This is a genomic window from Rhizobium giardinii bv. giardinii H152, assembly GCF_000379605.1.
Lineage (GTDB): Bacteria > Pseudomonadota > Alphaproteobacteria > Rhizobiales > Rhizobiaceae > Pararhizobium > Pararhizobium giardinii.
The window spans coordinates 1-14,364 of sequence record NZ_KB902698.1; the positions used below are offsets into that span (position 1 = coordinate 1).

Sequence of the window (14,364 nt, forward strand, 5' to 3'; positions counted from 1 at the left end):
AGCGCCGGCGGCAGGGCCGTCGTGAAGATGAAGCCGGAGGCAAACGAACGGATGAAGTCGCACAGCGCACTCGATGCTGCGATATAGCCGCCCATGACGCCGAAGGCCTTGCCCAGCGTGCCTTCGATCACCGTCAGGCGATGCATCAGNCCTTCGCGCTCGGCAATNCCGCCGCCGCGCGGGCCGTACATGCCGACGGCATGAACCTCGTCGAGATAGGTCATCGCGCCGTATTTGTCGGCGAGATCGCAAATCTCCTTGATCGGCGAAATGTCGCCATCCATCGAGTAGACCGATTCGAACGCAATGATTTTGGGCGCGCGCGGGTCGGCGGCCGCCAGTTTGGCTTCGAGGTCGGCAACCGAATTGTGCTTGAAGATCACCCGCTCGCATTTGGAGTGGCGGATGCCCTCGATCATCGATGCATGGTTGCCGGCGTCCGAAAAGACGATCACGCCGGGGATCTTCGAACAGAGCGTTCCGAGCGCCGCCCAGTTGGAGACGTAGCCGGAGGTGAACAGCAGCGCTGATTCCTTGCCGTGCAGATCGGCAAGCTCGCGCTCGAGAACGACGTGATGGTGGTTGGTGCCCGAGATGTTCCGGGTGCCTCCCGCACCCGCGCCACACTGGTCGATGGCGAGTTTCATCGCCTCGATGACCTTGGGATGCTGGCCCACGCCGAGATAGTCGTTGGAACACCAGACGGTGACGTCCTGTTTTTCGCCATCGGCGTTGTAGCGGATTGCCTTGGGGAATTGCCCGCGCTGGCGCTCCAGATCGGCGAACACGCGGTAGCGGCCTTCCTGATGCAGGCCGTTGAGTTCACCTTTGAAGAAACTTTCGAAATCCATGATCGTCTCCAGAATGCCGTGACGCCACCGGCATATTTCCGGCGTGTTTTCGACCCAACGGGGAGCCAGCGCGTGCGACTGGCTCCTCAATTCATTGGGTTATCTCGATGCGATGACGCCTGCCACCTCCATCTGAAGTGCTTCAAGTTCCTCAACGATTAGGCGAAGCGCGTCGCGGGCCTGCGTCATCCGCAGTTCATCCTGAACGGCATTTTCTGCCTCGGCGTCGGATTCGAAATGGCCGCGTGCAGCGACGGTGTTGGGGTTGTTGACGACGGGAAAGGGAAGAATGATGCCTGTGCTCAGCCCTTTAGTCGCGCCTTGTGTCTCGGGCACTCGATTACGCGGCTTCATCTGCGGGAACCAGTTCGGCGAACATGCGGGAAAGATTGAGGAAACAGATCATCCCGCTTTCGTGCGTGATAATGCCTTCGGCAACGCTCCTGTCGAAGGACGTGGTGATTTCAGGAATGGGCTGAACCTGATCGGCGCGGATCGTCAGAATATCCGAGACGCCATCGACGACCAGACCAACGACCGTATCGTGCACTTCCGCAACGACGATCGCACTCCGCTCGGTGGCTTCCGTGCCTTTCATGCCAAGTTTGTGGGCCAGATCAATGATCGGGATCACCGATCCTCTGAGGTTCATGACACCGATGACATCCGGCGGTGAATGGGGCACCGCGGTCGAGGGAGCCCATCCGCGGATCTCGCGGATGGTCGTTGTTCGGACGCAGAATTCCTGATCACGGATCCGGAAGGCGATGATTTCGAAGCTTTCGCTGCCGGTTACGCCGTGCAGCTGAACGGGACCGGGCATCAAAATTCCTCCCAGCTCTCAGCCACAGCGGCATTGCCGTGCGTCGGATAAGCCTTGGCGAGCTTGCCCCGCAGTTCGCGCGCCGGGGAGCCTTGCGGCCTGGATGGACCGCGCACCTGCCGTTGCGGCGCGCGGGGCGCCGATGTCTTGCCGATATTGAATTCGCTGAGCATCTGCGCGATCCGGCTGACTTCCTGAACGAGCGCATGGCTGGCGGCGGTGGATTCCTCCACCATGGCAGCATTCTGCTGCGTGCCCTGGTCCATGGTGTTGACGGACGTGTTGATCTCCTGCAGCGCAATCGACTGTTCGCGGGCGGCATCGACGATGGCATTGATGTGCCGGTCGATCTCCTTCACCTCGTCGACGATGATCGTCAGCGCCTGGCCGGTTTCTCCGACAAGAGCAACGCCGCTTTTGACCTGCTCTCCGGAGTTGTTGATCAGTTCCTTGATTTCCTTTGCCGCCTTGGCCGAGCGCTGGGCAAGTTCGCGAACCTCCTGGGCGACGACGGCAAAACCCTTGCCGGCATCTCCGGCGCGCGCCGCCTCAACGCCGGCGTTCAGCGCCAACAGGTTCGTTTGGAAGGCGATCTCGTCGATCACGCCGATGATGTTGGAGATTTCGCGCGACGAGGTGTCGATTGCGCTCATCGCCGCCACCGCCTGCTGGACGATCTGCCCGGATTTCTCCGCGCCCACCTTGGCCTTGGCGACCAGCTGGCCGGCCTCTTCCGCCCGCCGGCTGGAATCCTTGACGGTCGTCGTGATCTGTTCGAGCGCTGCCGCGGTCTCTTCGATCGATGCGGCCTGTTGTTCAGTGCGTTTGGACAGATCGTCGGCCGCGACACGGATTTCCTCGGCGCCGGCATGGATCTGCGAGGCGCCGGCATCGATCTGCTGAATGGTGGCGGACAGTTGTTCCAGCGCGTTGTTGAAATCGTCGCGCAGGCGATGGTAGGCCTCCGGCAGGTGGTCATCGATGCGATAGCTGACGTCCTTGTCGACGATGGCTGCCATGGCCTTGCCGAAGCAGTCGCAGACCAGCTTCTGCTCGGCCGCGATCGCTTCTGCCTGCGCCTTCTGCTTGGCAATCTCGGCCTCGTCGATATAGACGGAAATGGCCAGATCCATGTCGAGCATCGCGGCCTTGACCAGGCTGGCCAGCGCCTTGCCAAACTCCGCCGGCTTCATCGTCTTCTTTGAGAACATCCCGCCCTTGGGAAAGATTTCCTCGACGGCGCTGTTGATCAGATGATCGAGAATGATCGCGTAGCCGCCGATGTACCATTGCGGCTCGAGGCCGATGCGCGCATGGACCGAACCAATGGTGCGGACCTTGCTGACATAGTCATCGTTGAAGTTGCCGTCCGAGATATTGACCCAATGGCCCTGCTGCGCGCCTTTGGCGCGAGCGATATGGTCGTCGGACGAAAAGAACCGCTTGACCTCCGGGCTCTTGCGAAGCTGGGTATAGAATTTGTCAAGACCATGCGGCAGTTCGCGCTCGACCAGAGCCTTCAGCGAGCGGATGCTGGCACGGCCCTGCGCGTCGAGCTGCATGAACTCCAGGCGGCGCTCGATGTTCTGGCTTTTCGATGAGGCGCCGCTCGGGCCGGCGGCTGAACCGTGGTGAGCGTGATGGCCGGTATGCGCATGGGAAGAATTCGACATTATACTCTCTGAGAACGGGACTTTGGAAATGGTGGGACGCGCAAAATTGCGCCGCTCCGAACCCGTCGTCATGGCGGTAAGAGATGCAGACCGCACCTCATCGGATGACCCAAAAATTGGGATCACGTAGTTTCGAAAGTGTTAATCCTATTGATAAAGTACGACTATTTTGCGCGAATCGGATATTTCGCGCGCACCCGCGCGCCCCGAGATTGCTGACCCCGAGCAATCGACGTTGTGTTGCATATTACCGGCGATTTGGTGAAGACCCGAGGTGATTTTAGTCGATCAGCCGGCGGCGGATCGCCTCCGCAACGGCCTGGGCGCGATTCGAAGTGCCGAGCTTTTTGGTTGCAGCCTTCAGATAGCTGCTGATGGTGTCGGTGGTGTACGGCACCACCTCCGCGATTTCCTCGCTGGTCATTCCCTGGCTGGCGTACCGCAGACATGAGAGTTCGCCAGCCGTTAATCTGATGGTCTGGGCTGCGAAGCGATCCATCAGCGGCTTGGCGACCGCCCTATGAAGGGGCTGGGCCAATGTCGTCAAAAAATCGAATTCGCCTTGCGTAAACGGTCGGCCATTGGTGAAGCAAACGGCTCCATAGATGACGTAATTCCTCGAAAGAGGGACAAGGACACGATTCCGGATGCCATGCGCTCGCGCCAAATACAATAGCCGCTGCGGCGGCGATGACAGGTCGTAAGCTTCCTCCTCGGTGAATGGTGTCGACCTGCTCTTCCCGGCCGCAACCACAGGATCTGACAGGCACATCTTTTCGGCGAAATAGCTATCGATGAAGCTTGGAGGCATATCCGTGTCGATCGAATAGCCATAGCCGAAATTGTATCCGTCGAGATCAAGGCCACCAACCGCGACATGCGTAAAGGAGACAGCCTTCCTGAGGTGTTCGACGAGATTGTTGTCGCGTAGTTGCCGATGAGCCGGCACCGACGACAAATCTGCATATTGATCGAGCGACCCAACAACCGCGCAACCAGGCATATCTCCGCTCCGATCCCTATGGACAGGCCGCATTTTGGCGTTATCTGGTTAATCAAATCTTAATTCACCAGGATAGAAATGATGCCCCCAACCTTTGCATCAGTCGCGACAGTATCCGCTTCCCGTGGTGGCGAGCCAATTTGCGCATTCAAGTGCTGTCTATGTCGAAATGTCAGCCCCTCATAAATAGACCTTTAAGCTTCCAGGGGCGATCGGCTCCGCGTGTATAACAACGCACGCGGAGAACAAGATGCTCGACACTAGCAGATGGATCGCTCGGGTTTCTCTCCGTCGATACATGTCTCGTGCTTCGATGCCGGCGACATTCATTTGGGCGTTGAAGCGTATCGCATATGATACGCAAGGCAATTTCGCAGTCATGACCGCTCTTGTGAGTGCTGTTCTCTTGGCCACGGCAGGCGGCGCTGTCGATTTCGGGCATGCACTGAGCGTCAAAAGCGATTTACAGGGGCAGCTCGACGCGGTCGTGCTGGCGGCTGCGCACGAAGCGGGCGGTAATAAGATTGCTCATGCGCAAAAGCTGTTTACGAATTTAGCAGCCCCCTTGGCCGCGTATAATCCGCGCGCTCAATTCACGCTTGATGAAAACGGAACACTTACCGGCGTCGCCTCGGCTTCGGTGAAGACAACCCTTTTAACCGTCATGGCTTTCAAAAAGCTTGACGTCTCGGTCGCATCAGCAGCTGTGGGTGAAGCATCAACAAACGGTAGTCCCTGTATTCTTCTGCTCGATCGTGGGCGCGACGCGCTCTACGTAAACTCCGGCGCGGGAATTCAGAAGACGGATTGCGAGATCCATGTGCATTCTCCGGCCTATTCGGCAGCCACATTCACGGATGGCGGAAGAGGCTTGAACGTCAAGCGGATCTGCATCAAGAGCGGTACGATCAGCTACAACAACCAGTTAAACCAGGCAGTTGAAAAGAATTGCGATGTTGCCCCCGATCCTTTCGCTGGCTCGCTGCCGTCGGTTAACGCTCTAGGGTGCGATTCACAACTCGGCGGACATCTGCCCGACAATCAGAAAACACATAAGCTGTCACCCGGCGTCTATTGTGGATGGACCGACGCAAACGGGTCTCCGACGATAGAGCTGCGGTCAGGGCTGTACGTGATCAAGAACGGCGGCTGGTTCTTCAATTCAGGAACAACATTAACCGGCAAGGACGTGACGATCTATCTGGCAGATTCGTCGAAGATATTCTTCAACGGCAATGTCGACATAGATCTGTCGGCCCCCACTTCCGGCGCCTACAAGGATATTCTAATGTTCGAGGCTCCGGGCCTTGCGCCGTCTGATTGGCTTTTCAACGGCAACCAGAAGGCAAGGCTTGACGGTATCATTTACCTGCCCAGCCGCAACGTGCACTTCAATTCCACTTTCGCGATGAATAACAGCCGAACTGGCGTTGTTTTCAACCGAATGAGCATGGACGGAACGAACTGGAATCTGGTTCCGCTGACAAACTCGGGACGAGCGACGGCCGCTACCGGCTTGCGGCTCATCCATTGACAGTTCGAAGCGGCAATTTTCACCCGACCACTTCGGGAACCGGGGACGCCACATCATGGGGAAGCCCGGCGATGATTGCTCCTTTGCCGTGACTTCCTCCATTCTCGAGTCCGTGTTGACCTGCCCGCCTTGCGGCTTCGCCCGCCTGGAGACAGTGCCCACGAACGCCTGCCAATTCTTCTACGAGTGTACCAACTGCAAGACGCTGCTGCGTCCCAAACCGGGAGACTGCTGCGTATTTTGCTCGTTCGATTCCGTGAAATGCCCGTCATCCAGGAACAGCGCGGCTGCTTCCGGAGACGTGACGGCTAACAGCTGGTCCGCTTCGGTGACGCAAAGTCGCTATTTGACCCCTTCGAGATCGCCGAGTTGCCAAATCTACGGTCCCAAATCGCTCCGCTCCCATGGGCCTATATCGCGCTGGCTGGCGACTACCTCTGGAACGAAATTGACCGCCCCTCGAACGCTTCAGGCAATCCAAGCTAACCGCTTCAATCCAAACGCAAATGCAATGTCTGCTTGTATTAGAAATCCATCAATGATATGTAATTTCGCACGATGCAATCATGTGGTGGTCCATTGCCATGTGCATTTTCCATGACGCTAACGACAGCTCGCTTTTTTCCTAATTCCTTTCCGCGAAAATTGATTGAAGGCATGTGGGGTGCCGATGCACAAGCCGATCCAACAGGTGTCAGCCTACACGCGGGGTTTGGTCGCGGTTTACGATTGGTCAACTGTTTTGACCGCCGCCGTCATTGTACCGGTAAATGGGATTAGATGGCAGGTTGGTTGGGCACTCGTTCTGTTTGGCTTTTTGGTCGATCTGAATCGTTCCGTTGCAAGGGCTACTCGCACAAAGTCATCGATTGGGGTCAGCCCAATTGAAATGCGAATTCGGACCTACGTCCGGCCCGGCTGGGGTCTGTACATAATGCTCGGCACGCTTACGGCCACGGTTATCCTCTACTTCGTGGTTCCCGATATTTGCTGGCCAGCATTCAACTCGTGGATCGAGACAACCATTGCCGCCGTAAAACGTCGACTAGCAGGATTTCCCGATACTTGTGACATCCCCCACGGAGCCGTTTTACTGTTTAGCCAAGCCCTTCTGCCGATCATCACTCTTTTAGACATTGCCATCCCAGTGACGTCGGCGGATGTGGATCCAGAGCGGTTTGTCCGCGATCTCCCTAACGAGACTGGTCTGACTCTTAATCCGCCGAGACCAAACTTACTACTGCCCGGTTTGATAGTTATTATTGTGATGATTCTTATTGCGTTATCCGGCGTCCTAGTATTTACGCCAGACGGAATTGACGGATATAGGTCAATACGGCCGCAGAGCAATATAATTCACTTCATTCTATGGTGGGGCGTTGTTCTGACTGGAGTTTTCCTATTGATAAATGTTGCTGCCAACATGCGCGCTATACTTGCAATTAGGGTCGACTAATTATTTATTACATGTTCTTTGCGGGTAGAGTGAATACCAATCGTATGGACAACGGAAATAGGGAGTATTATTGGATCCGGGAAAGGCTTTCCTGGCAGTGAGCGTCGCGGTCGGGGTGGCTGGCTGGCAATTTCGGTGCATCCACGTTCATGGGTTTCCTCCCGGTCGCCATAGAAAATTAGAGACCGCTGAATTGTTCCCTGTGCCCCTCGAATCCATATGGCTTTTTAAAGTATTCTCTGGCGCAATGAGGAATGACCAAACCTCCGAAGCCAGCTTCGATCGGAGTTCAGCAGGATGCGGGCGCGCGCCTGCCGACTCGCAAATGAAAGTCGCGCAATCCGAACCAGCCTCGGTAACGTGACCCAATGCCGGCGCGTATCGATCCCTGTCTTGCGACTCTGGTGAAAAGGCCGCCGGTCGGCCCTCAATGGTCATTCGAGGTGAAATGGGACGGGTTACCGCGTCGCGGTCTACATCAAGCCAGACCGCGTTCGCGTCCTGACCCGTGGAGGCCACGATTGGACTGATCGCTTTTTCTCGATCGTCAAGCAGGCACGCCGCCTGCCGTCAGATCAACGGCTATCTTTGACGGCGACGCGGTGGTGCTCGACGCGCAGGGCCGCTCGGATTTCGGCTTGCTGCAGCGGGCGCTCGGTCGCCGGCCGGCGTCACATTAGCCGAGCGAAATCATCCTTTACGCCTTCGATCTGCTCTATCTGGATGGGCGCGATCTGCGGCGACTGACGCAGCGCGAGCGCCGGCGGCTGCTGGAACCGGCCTTTCAGAGGCGATCGAGGCAGATGGCTAGACGGTCCTTCCGCGTCGCTTGCGACCTCGGCCTGGAGGGCATTGTCGCCAAGGACCGCGAACGGCCTTATCGCTCGGGAAAGCGACCGGAATGGCTAAAGATCAAATGTATCCGCCGCGACAATTTCGTGTTCCTCGGCTTCGAGCCGTCAACGTGCCGGGCGCGATCGGACGGCTGCTGCTGGCCGCGCCAACAGCAGCGCTCTGACGAAGAAGGCAGCAATGAGTAGGAGTAGTACATTAGGCCCGGTCACAGAGCGCCCATCCCCATGCTGGTGCAAAGGTAGCCGACCGCGGAGGTCGCGCCGAAAGCATACGTCTGAAGGCACAGCGCTACGAGCTCGAAACCGTTGGCGTGGCCAAGCGCGCTGGGGTTCATGTAAACCATCGTGAGCAACGTAACGAAGCCGATCAAGAAGCCGGTCGCCATTCGAATTGCTACTTTGACGATCAAGGTATCCATGTCGGAACCTCCTCCGCGAGAGCAACGCAATACGCGAACATTTGTTCCGCCCGGGGGGCGTGCCAAAAGTCTGCAGCCCCTCCGCCTTGGTCTCGTCTACGTCGGCGGATCGGAACAGGTTTCACGCAACAATCGTCGTTGAAGTTGCGCGAGCTTCTCGCGCAGATTCCGGCTGAGACGCCGGCCGTCAAGCTCAGCCGAAAGAACGCTGTTTTCACGCGCGATACTCGCCGCCGAGATCGAGCAGCGCGCCTGGACAGAGGAGGTAAGCTACGCCACCCGTCCTTTAAAGGTCTGGTGGGCAACACTGCGATCTACGAGATAACAAGTCAGGTGCCTAGGCGATGCGAAGGCCATCTTCTATTGCGTTCGTGGCCGCGAATTTATCTGCGGATCCGGTTGGAGCTCGGCTCAATCAAGATGTGGCCTTGCCTCAGGGCTGCTTAAGGGTGCCCATGCGTTGGGCGTTCATGTAGTTGAGGCAATCGACCATGTCGTCGAGCTGGTCGAAGTCCAGGCAGTCGAGCTGAATGTCCTTATAAAAGGTTGGCTGTCCGGTGAAGATGTCGATCACGGACCAATACTCGTCATTGTCATTTTTCCTTGCGCTGTACCTGAGGCTAGGCATGGGTCATCCTAACATGAACCTGACGTGATGCGGTTTGGGCCCCAGTTCTGGCGACGCCGTCGCGGTGCCCTCCTGTCGCTCTGAAACGTGAGGAGGGCCTAACTTGTTCCTTTGATCGCTCCGTTTCGCGGGTTGGACGGCCATCCCAGTAGTCAGGGGCCCGGTGCTCGGCGCAGCGCCATTCGGTGATCCCGTGGCCGCGCTCTTTGCCGAAGGTACCCCACTTCACAGGCACCGCTGGCGGTGGGTTGGTCCGCTCGTCAGACATGTCATCCTCCTGACGGCAGCAGAACCATCCGGTCTTCGGGCAAGGCCCGCTGCAGAACCTTTGCCACGTCCCACGGCGCGGTAGGCCAGGTGTCGATCTCGCCACCCTCGGTCAGCAAGACCGGCATGGCCTTCTGATGGATCGGCTCGACGATCGCATTCGGTGTTGTCGTCAAGAATGCGAACAGGTCGGTTCTGATGAGGCCTTCCTTGATCTTGCGAACGCTTTCCCATTGCGGCACCCTGCGATGATCGGTAGCACCGCCCTCGAAATTAGACGCGCGCCCAAGACAGGTAACCTGATCGACGATAAGGCGGCGGTGCCGCTGTCACCGCCGGCAGGCCGGTCTCGAGACAGGCGGCGATAAATGCCTCGCGGGCTAATTCTGCCGGTGCCTGACCGTTCAACCCCTGCCTGCACGCCAGAACCGCCCGATCATAGCGGTCACCGCGTTTTTTCGGCCATTCGTTTTCCAGATAATCAAGCGCGTCATAGACGCTTGCAAATGTTCGATCCATCCCAGCGCGAAGAGTGACTTTCAGCGGATGGCTCCAAGGAATATCGCGTTTGCTCATGGCATCTCTCCTGTCAGAGCGTTATCAACCGGTTGGCGCAATCGCGCGCTGACATCGTTGGGAGGCCAAACGACCTCCCAGGTTTCAGGTGTGGATGCGGTTAAGACCGGCCGCCGCGACCACCGCCGCCCGAGGACTCTCCGCCCTTTTTGCCGGCTTCGGCTGCCCGCTCCGGGTCATTCTTGAAGTTGCCGCCGGAGGCTTCACCGCCCTTCGAGGCAATTTCGCGCTGCTTGTCGTCATCCATGGATGCAAAGCCGCGCTTTGACGTATCCCCGGACTTCTGGTCGCGGCCGCCTTGCTGACCACGGTTGCCTTGATTCTGGTCGCGGCCTCCCGATTGCTGGTTAGGCATTTTACGATCTCCTGTTTGAATGTTCGTCGTTCGCGACGACGCCCTCTCCAACTGTGATCATTGAAGATGGTTCCAAGAAAAACTGCCGTCGGAGATAACCATGTGAAAGTCTGCAAAACGGCGTCTCTTTGGGCGTTAGTAGTCCAATTGACCGGTCGCTCTGCGGCGTCTGTTCAGTTCCGACAAGGACCGTTGACAGCCGCGCCCAGTCGCACAGGCCGTACCGCATGCTTGAGGACGGTTCGGTAGAGATCCTTTTGATCACGACGCGCGAAACCCGCCGCTTTACGCTCCCAAAGGGATGGCGGATGAGGGGCAAGAGCCCGCAGAAGGCGGCGGCGATCGAAACAGAGCAGGAAGCGGGGGTTGAGGGAAAAATCCAACGGGACTCGGTTGGCAATTATTTTTACTGGAAGCGGGACCTCAACTGCTTCCTGCCGATCCGAGTGACAGTTTACCCGCTGCGAGCTAAAACCATCTTGTATCGGTGGAAGGAAAGAGGGCAGCGTCTCCGCAACTGGCTGCGACCCAGCGAAGCTGCGCTGCTCGTCGACGAGCCGGAACTCGTATCGCTTCTCAAGTGCTTCGATATTGCTTGCCTCACGAAGCGAGACAAGCATGCCGTCCTTCACAGCGATTGATGAAGGGGATGGGACAGGTCAACAGCCGAGTTTCAGCCAGAAATTCAAGCCATGAAGCCCCCGACTCGAAACTGCCGATGACTGCATCCGAAGCGGCCGCCCCCCGTCAAAAAACCCCGCCACTCCTTGAGAGCTGCGGGCCGAGTACCGTTCGATTGTGCCGCGTGCGTGCGACCTATTCTAGCTGCGAAAAAGTGAACAAGTTCCCGAGAATATCGAACCGGGCTGATTTGTCCGATACCGCACAATTGGATAGGGAGAAGAGCCAGCTGCGGCAAGCAACTCTTTGGATGCCTGTTTCCGCGCTCCTGACGGCGCGTGGCGGACTGGGCAGGTCCATGGCAGCATTCTTTTCGGTTCTCTTCGGCTTATCACGCAGAAATCGCGACGCTTCCTCGGCGTCGGATCCGGCCAATAAGTTCGCGGCTGTGAACGTTCATAAACATTGCGCGCTTCTTCCAGCGGCAGCGGCCCCTGGGGATACATGGAACATTTCTTACGACGTTTCGTTTTCGCCGCTTCCAACCAAAGGAGTAACAGCAATGTCGACCAGCGCCCGTGACAACCTGATCGTCTGGCTTCGCGACGCCCATGCGATGGAACAGCAAGCGGAGACTATGCTTAACGCTCAGTACGAGCGGATTGAAACGTACACCGCGCTCAAAGAGCGCATCGGCAGACACATCGAAGAAACCAAACAACAGGCGATTCTTTTGCAAGGATGCCTTGATAGGCTCGGCGAGGGCAGTTCGACCAGGAAGGACGTGGCGGGCAAACTTACCGCCATGGCCCAGGGGCTTGGCGGCCTCTTCGCGAGCGATGAGGTGGTGAAAGGCTCGCTGGCAGGTTATACGTTCGAGCACATGGAAATCGCCAGCTACCGTATTCTCGTCGCTGCTGCCGACTACGTCGGCGATAGAGAAACAGTATCCGTCTGCCAGCCGATCCTCGACGAAGAGATCGCCATGGCGAAATGGCTGGAAGACAACATTGGCTCCGTCACGCAGGAATTTCTCCGTCGTGACGAACGCGACGAAACTTTAGCGACGGCTGCATTACGTTGGCCAATGATGGAGCGAGCATCTCTGCGCCACTCTGCAGGTTTTGTCCGGTGAGCGGCTTCTGTCGAATTCAGCCAGAACTGTTCCGCCTCAAACACTGGGCCGCCAAATGGCGGCCCACAAAGCTTTGTCGACGGCTCAGGCAACTTTCTTGGCGCCTTTGGGGTTGGCGGACATCTCGCCCAATTCAGTGAGCTTTTGATCGGTGGCAATTTCTTCCTGAAGGTTGGCATCGAGCAAAGCCACAGCGTCCGTATGGCCGAGCTGTGCCGCCCAAGATTTCAGAGTGCCGTAGCGGGCGATTTCGTAGTGTTCGACTGTCTGGGCGGAGGAGATGAGGCCTGCATCAAGGGCGACAGTTCCCTTGAATTCCTCCATGATTTCTTCGCCTTCCGCGATAATGCCCTGAATCGCTTCGCAGGTCTTGCCGCGCGCAGCCTTGCCGATGAGCTCGAATACCTGCTGCAAGCGTTCAATCTGCCCGTCGGTTTCATCGCGGTGTTTCAGGAAGGCCGCCTTGCCATCTTCAGACTGGGCCGCGCGGGCCATTTTCGGCAACGCTTTGAGAATTTGTTTCTCTGCGAAGTAAATGTCCTTCAGAGTATCGAGAAACAGATCGTCGAGTGTCTTCTCAGCCATGTAACTCTCCTATGTCGGGACTGCGCTGTTCAACTCTGCGAGCTGAAATTGGTTCCACGCGGCTGCGTGCGCCGGCGATTGTGGGCCGGCTGGATCTTAAAGCCGGCATGATGCCAGGGAAGTTGAGGGAAGCTATGCGATAGGTTGCATGCCGCCCTCGTGTTCGCACGAGAGTCTCGGGATCACGGGAAACTGACGCGTGGGCGCTCTGCGGTACGCGTGCCATCTATATTGAGTATCAGCAGTCTCGCGGATCGCCGGGCGAATAGCAAGAAACCTCGTCCGCATCTCATCGTCCATTCTTGAGAAAGTTTTCCAAGCTGGCATTTCGTTGGAACAAGTGCCGACAGGCGTGGTTTACTGCCATCAGCGCAGGAGGGTATACGAACATGGACGACAGGGAAGAACTTATCAGCCGACGCGCCTACGCATCTGGGTAAACGAAGGTCGCCCCGAGGGGCAGCATGCCCGACATTGGGAGCAAGCGCGCAGGATATGTTAGCAGCGTCGCGGGCGGTTGAAGGGACGCTTCCAGGACAGCGCAAGGGCGAACAGATTGCAATGTTGGCTTCTCTCGACGGCGAGAAGCGCCCGCGGCAGCGGGCGGCCTCCGGACACAGTGATGCGCTCGGCTAAAATCACGAACACGCAGCCCAGCTGATGACACTGCGGTAGCCCTAATTGAACCGGCAAGCGGTCGAACCCTAAACTCCGCTCGGCGTGAAGCAACCACGGTCTTATCTTTGCTTGCTAAGCGAGCAGTTGAAAGCGCTTGCGGCCGCACGGATCAACTCCTGGTGCGTCGCGGGTTTCAGACGATAACGACAGCGTTACACTTCCTTTTCATCTCATCGGGCATGGCATGTCCGGAGTAGAACAGGAACGGGATGCCTCGTTCCCTCAGCAGGTCACCGACTCTCTCGGTAAAGATCTCATCCTCAGCAATTAAAATTCTAGTTCCCGACAAAGATTGGTTGCCATCAATGTTCGACATCATTCTGCGTAGCCTCCGGAAGCTCGATGGCTACCGTGCAAACGACGCCATCCGGCTGGAAGTCGCGATGGACCTTCGCCGAGGGCAGGCTTTTTTCGATCAGGACCGCGCCGAAGCCTTGCGCCTCTGGCGGCCCGACGGGCGGACCACCACGCTCCTGCCATACAACGGTCACCTGCCGGCCGTTGTTCCCAACCTCCCAACTCAGCTCGACCTGACCGCTTACCGTTGAGAAAGCCCCGTATTCGCGGCATTGGTAGCCAGCTCGTGAAGCATCCGTCCGAAGGGCGTGGCGATATCCGGCGGCAAAGTTACCCGCGCGCCCTCGACCTTCAGCCGATGCCGATCGTTGCCCACATAGGCCTCAAGTTGGGCAAGCGTCAAGGCACCAAGCTCGGCGCCGCTCCAATCCGATTCGACCAGCAATTTGTGCGCGTTCGCAAGGGCAGCGAGCCGCCCGTCGAAGCGCGTAACGAAATCCTCGCTCGAGCGTGTGGTACGCAGCGTTTGCCGGGCGAGCGATTGGACGACGGCAAGCGTGTTTTTGACGCGGTGGCTCAATTCGTTCACCAGCAATTGCCGGCGCTGCT

General features: G+C 57.7%; 16 protein-coding genes and 3 pseudogenes. 7 read left to right on the plus strand and 12 right to left on the minus strand.

Going from position 1 to position 14,364, the window contains the following annotated elements; all coding sequences use genetic code 11:
- The 5 genes from hemA to A3AY_RS0124475 form a co-directional block, all read right to left on the minus strand.
- A partial coding sequence (gene hemA / locus A3AY_RS0124455; RefSeq protein ID WP_018328317.1) for a 5-aminolevulinate synthase occupies nucleotides 1-851 on the minus strand: 851 nt, incomplete at its 3' end.
- A 99-nt stretch (nucleotides 852-950) separates the two neighbouring features.
- Nucleotides 951-1,187 carry a hypothetical protein gene (locus A3AY_RS0124460; protein ID WP_018328318.1) on the minus strand — a complete coding sequence of 79 codons (237 nt, stop codon included), beginning with the start codon at nucleotides 1,185-1,187 and terminating at the stop codon, nucleotides 951-953.
- Between the two features lie 4 nt (nucleotides 1,188-1,191).
- On the minus strand, nucleotides 1,192-1,674 hold the full coding sequence (locus tag A3AY_RS0124465; RefSeq protein ID WP_018328319.1) for a chemotaxis protein CheW: 483 nt from the start codon (nucleotides 1,672-1,674) through the stop codon (nucleotides 1,192-1,194).
- Nucleotides 1,674-3,347 (minus strand): globin-coupled sensor protein, encoded by a 1,674-nt coding sequence (locus A3AY_RS0124470; protein WP_018328320.1) that lies wholly within the window; start codon nucleotides 3,345-3,347, stop codon nucleotides 1,674-1,676. The genes A3AY_RS0124465 and A3AY_RS0124470 overlap by 1 nt, the downstream gene beginning before the upstream one ends.
- A gap of 280 nt (nucleotides 3,348-3,627) precedes the next feature.
- Nucleotides 3,628-4,350 (minus strand): helix-turn-helix transcriptional regulator, encoded by a 723-nt coding sequence (locus A3AY_RS0124475; RefSeq protein WP_018328321.1) that lies wholly within the window; start codon nucleotides 4,348-4,350, stop codon nucleotides 3,628-3,630.
- A 250-nt stretch (nucleotides 4,351-4,600) separates the two neighbouring features.
- Here A3AY_RS0124475 and A3AY_RS0124480 point away from each other — a divergent pair, with 250 nt between their 5' ends.
- The 4 genes and pseudogenes from A3AY_RS0124480 to A3AY_RS41575 form a co-directional block, all read left to right on the plus strand.
- Nucleotides 4,601-5,884: a TadE/TadG family type IV pilus assembly protein gene (locus A3AY_RS0124480; RefSeq protein ID WP_083926037.1), complete on the plus strand. Its 1,284-nt coding sequence runs from the start codon at nucleotides 4,601-4,603 to the stop codon at nucleotides 5,882-5,884.
- A gap of 55 nt (nucleotides 5,885-5,939) precedes the next feature.
- Nucleotides 5,940-6,485: a GDCCVxC domain-containing (seleno)protein gene (locus tag A3AY_RS41690; protein ID WP_476705525.1), complete on the plus strand. Its 546-nt coding sequence runs from the start codon at nucleotides 5,940-5,942 to the stop codon at nucleotides 6,483-6,485.
- A gap of 333 nt (nucleotides 6,486-6,818) precedes the next feature.
- Nucleotides 6,819-7,340 carry a hypothetical protein gene (locus A3AY_RS0124485; RefSeq protein ID WP_154663330.1) on the plus strand — a complete coding sequence of 174 codons (522 nt, stop codon included), beginning with the start codon at nucleotides 6,819-6,821 and terminating at the stop codon, nucleotides 7,338-7,340.
- 368 nt (nucleotides 7,341-7,708) lie between these two features.
- Nucleotides 7,709-8,340: pseudogene (locus tag A3AY_RS41575) on the plus strand (ATP-dependent DNA ligase); the annotation flags it as partial.
- Nucleotides 8,341-8,400: 60 nt separating this feature from the next.
- Here the strand turns inward: A3AY_RS41575 and A3AY_RS0124495 are convergent.
- The 5 genes from A3AY_RS0124495 to A3AY_RS41695 all read right to left on the minus strand — a co-directional run bounded on the left by A3AY_RS0124495 (nucleotide 8,401) and on the right by A3AY_RS41695 (nucleotide 10,439).
- The gene (locus tag A3AY_RS0124495) at nucleotides 8,401-8,613 is read right to left on the minus strand and encodes a hypothetical protein (RefSeq protein WP_018328324.1); all 213 of its coding nucleotides are present in this window, start codon (nucleotides 8,611-8,613) and stop codon (nucleotides 8,401-8,403) included.
- A gap of 433 nt (nucleotides 8,614-9,046) precedes the next feature.
- The gene (locus A3AY_RS0124500) at nucleotides 9,047-9,241 is read right to left on the minus strand and encodes a hypothetical protein (protein WP_018328325.1); all 195 of its coding nucleotides are present in this window, start codon (nucleotides 9,239-9,241) and stop codon (nucleotides 9,047-9,049) included.
- 269 nt (nucleotides 9,242-9,510) lie between these two features.
- Complete coding sequence (locus A3AY_RS0124505; RefSeq protein ID WP_018328326.1) at nucleotides 9,511-9,750, minus strand: SOS response-associated peptidase family protein; 240 nt, start codon at nucleotides 9,748-9,750, stop codon at nucleotides 9,511-9,513.
- Nucleotides 9,751-9,781: 31 nt separating this feature from the next.
- Entirely contained in the window at nucleotides 9,782-10,084 is a 303-nt protein-coding gene (locus A3AY_RS0124510) for a DUF982 domain-containing protein (protein WP_018328327.1), read from the minus strand.
- 100 nt (nucleotides 10,085-10,184) lie between these two features.
- Nucleotides 10,185-10,439, minus strand: coding sequence for a con-10 family general stress protein (locus A3AY_RS41695; RefSeq protein ID WP_018328328.1), 255 nt, complete (start codon nucleotides 10,437-10,439; stop codon nucleotides 10,185-10,187).
- Nucleotides 10,440-10,666: 227 nt separating this feature from the next.
- On the opposite strand from A3AY_RS41695, the gene A3AY_RS36010 reads away from it, so the two are divergent.
- A complete protein-coding gene (locus A3AY_RS36010; RefSeq protein ID WP_018328329.1) occupies nucleotides 10,667-11,080 on the plus strand; it encodes an NUDIX hydrolase in 414 nt (137 codons plus the stop codon).
- Between the two features lie 542 nt (nucleotides 11,081-11,622).
- The gene (locus A3AY_RS36015; RefSeq protein ID WP_018328330.1) at nucleotides 11,623-12,195 is read left to right on the plus strand and encodes a ferritin-like domain-containing protein; all 573 of its coding nucleotides are present in this window, start codon (nucleotides 11,623-11,625) and stop codon (nucleotides 12,193-12,195) included.
- A gap of 84 nt (nucleotides 12,196-12,279) precedes the next feature.
- Here A3AY_RS36015 and A3AY_RS0124530 read toward each other — a convergent pair whose 3' ends face one another.
- The gene (locus tag A3AY_RS0124530; protein WP_018328331.1) at nucleotides 12,280-12,780 is read right to left on the minus strand and encodes a YciE/YciF ferroxidase family protein; all 501 of its coding nucleotides are present in this window, start codon (nucleotides 12,778-12,780) and stop codon (nucleotides 12,280-12,282) included.
- Between the two features lie 389 nt (nucleotides 12,781-13,169).
- Between A3AY_RS0124530 and A3AY_RS39385 the strand changes: the two are divergent.
- Nucleotides 13,170-13,273, plus strand: a pseudogene (locus A3AY_RS39385) (DUF2934 domain-containing protein); the annotation flags it as partial.
- Between the two features lie 487 nt (nucleotides 13,274-13,760).
- On the opposite strand, the pseudogene A3AY_RS38215 reads toward A3AY_RS39385, so the two are convergent.
- Nucleotides 13,761-14,364 (minus strand): annotated as a pseudogene (locus A3AY_RS38215) (sensor histidine kinase); the annotation flags it as partial.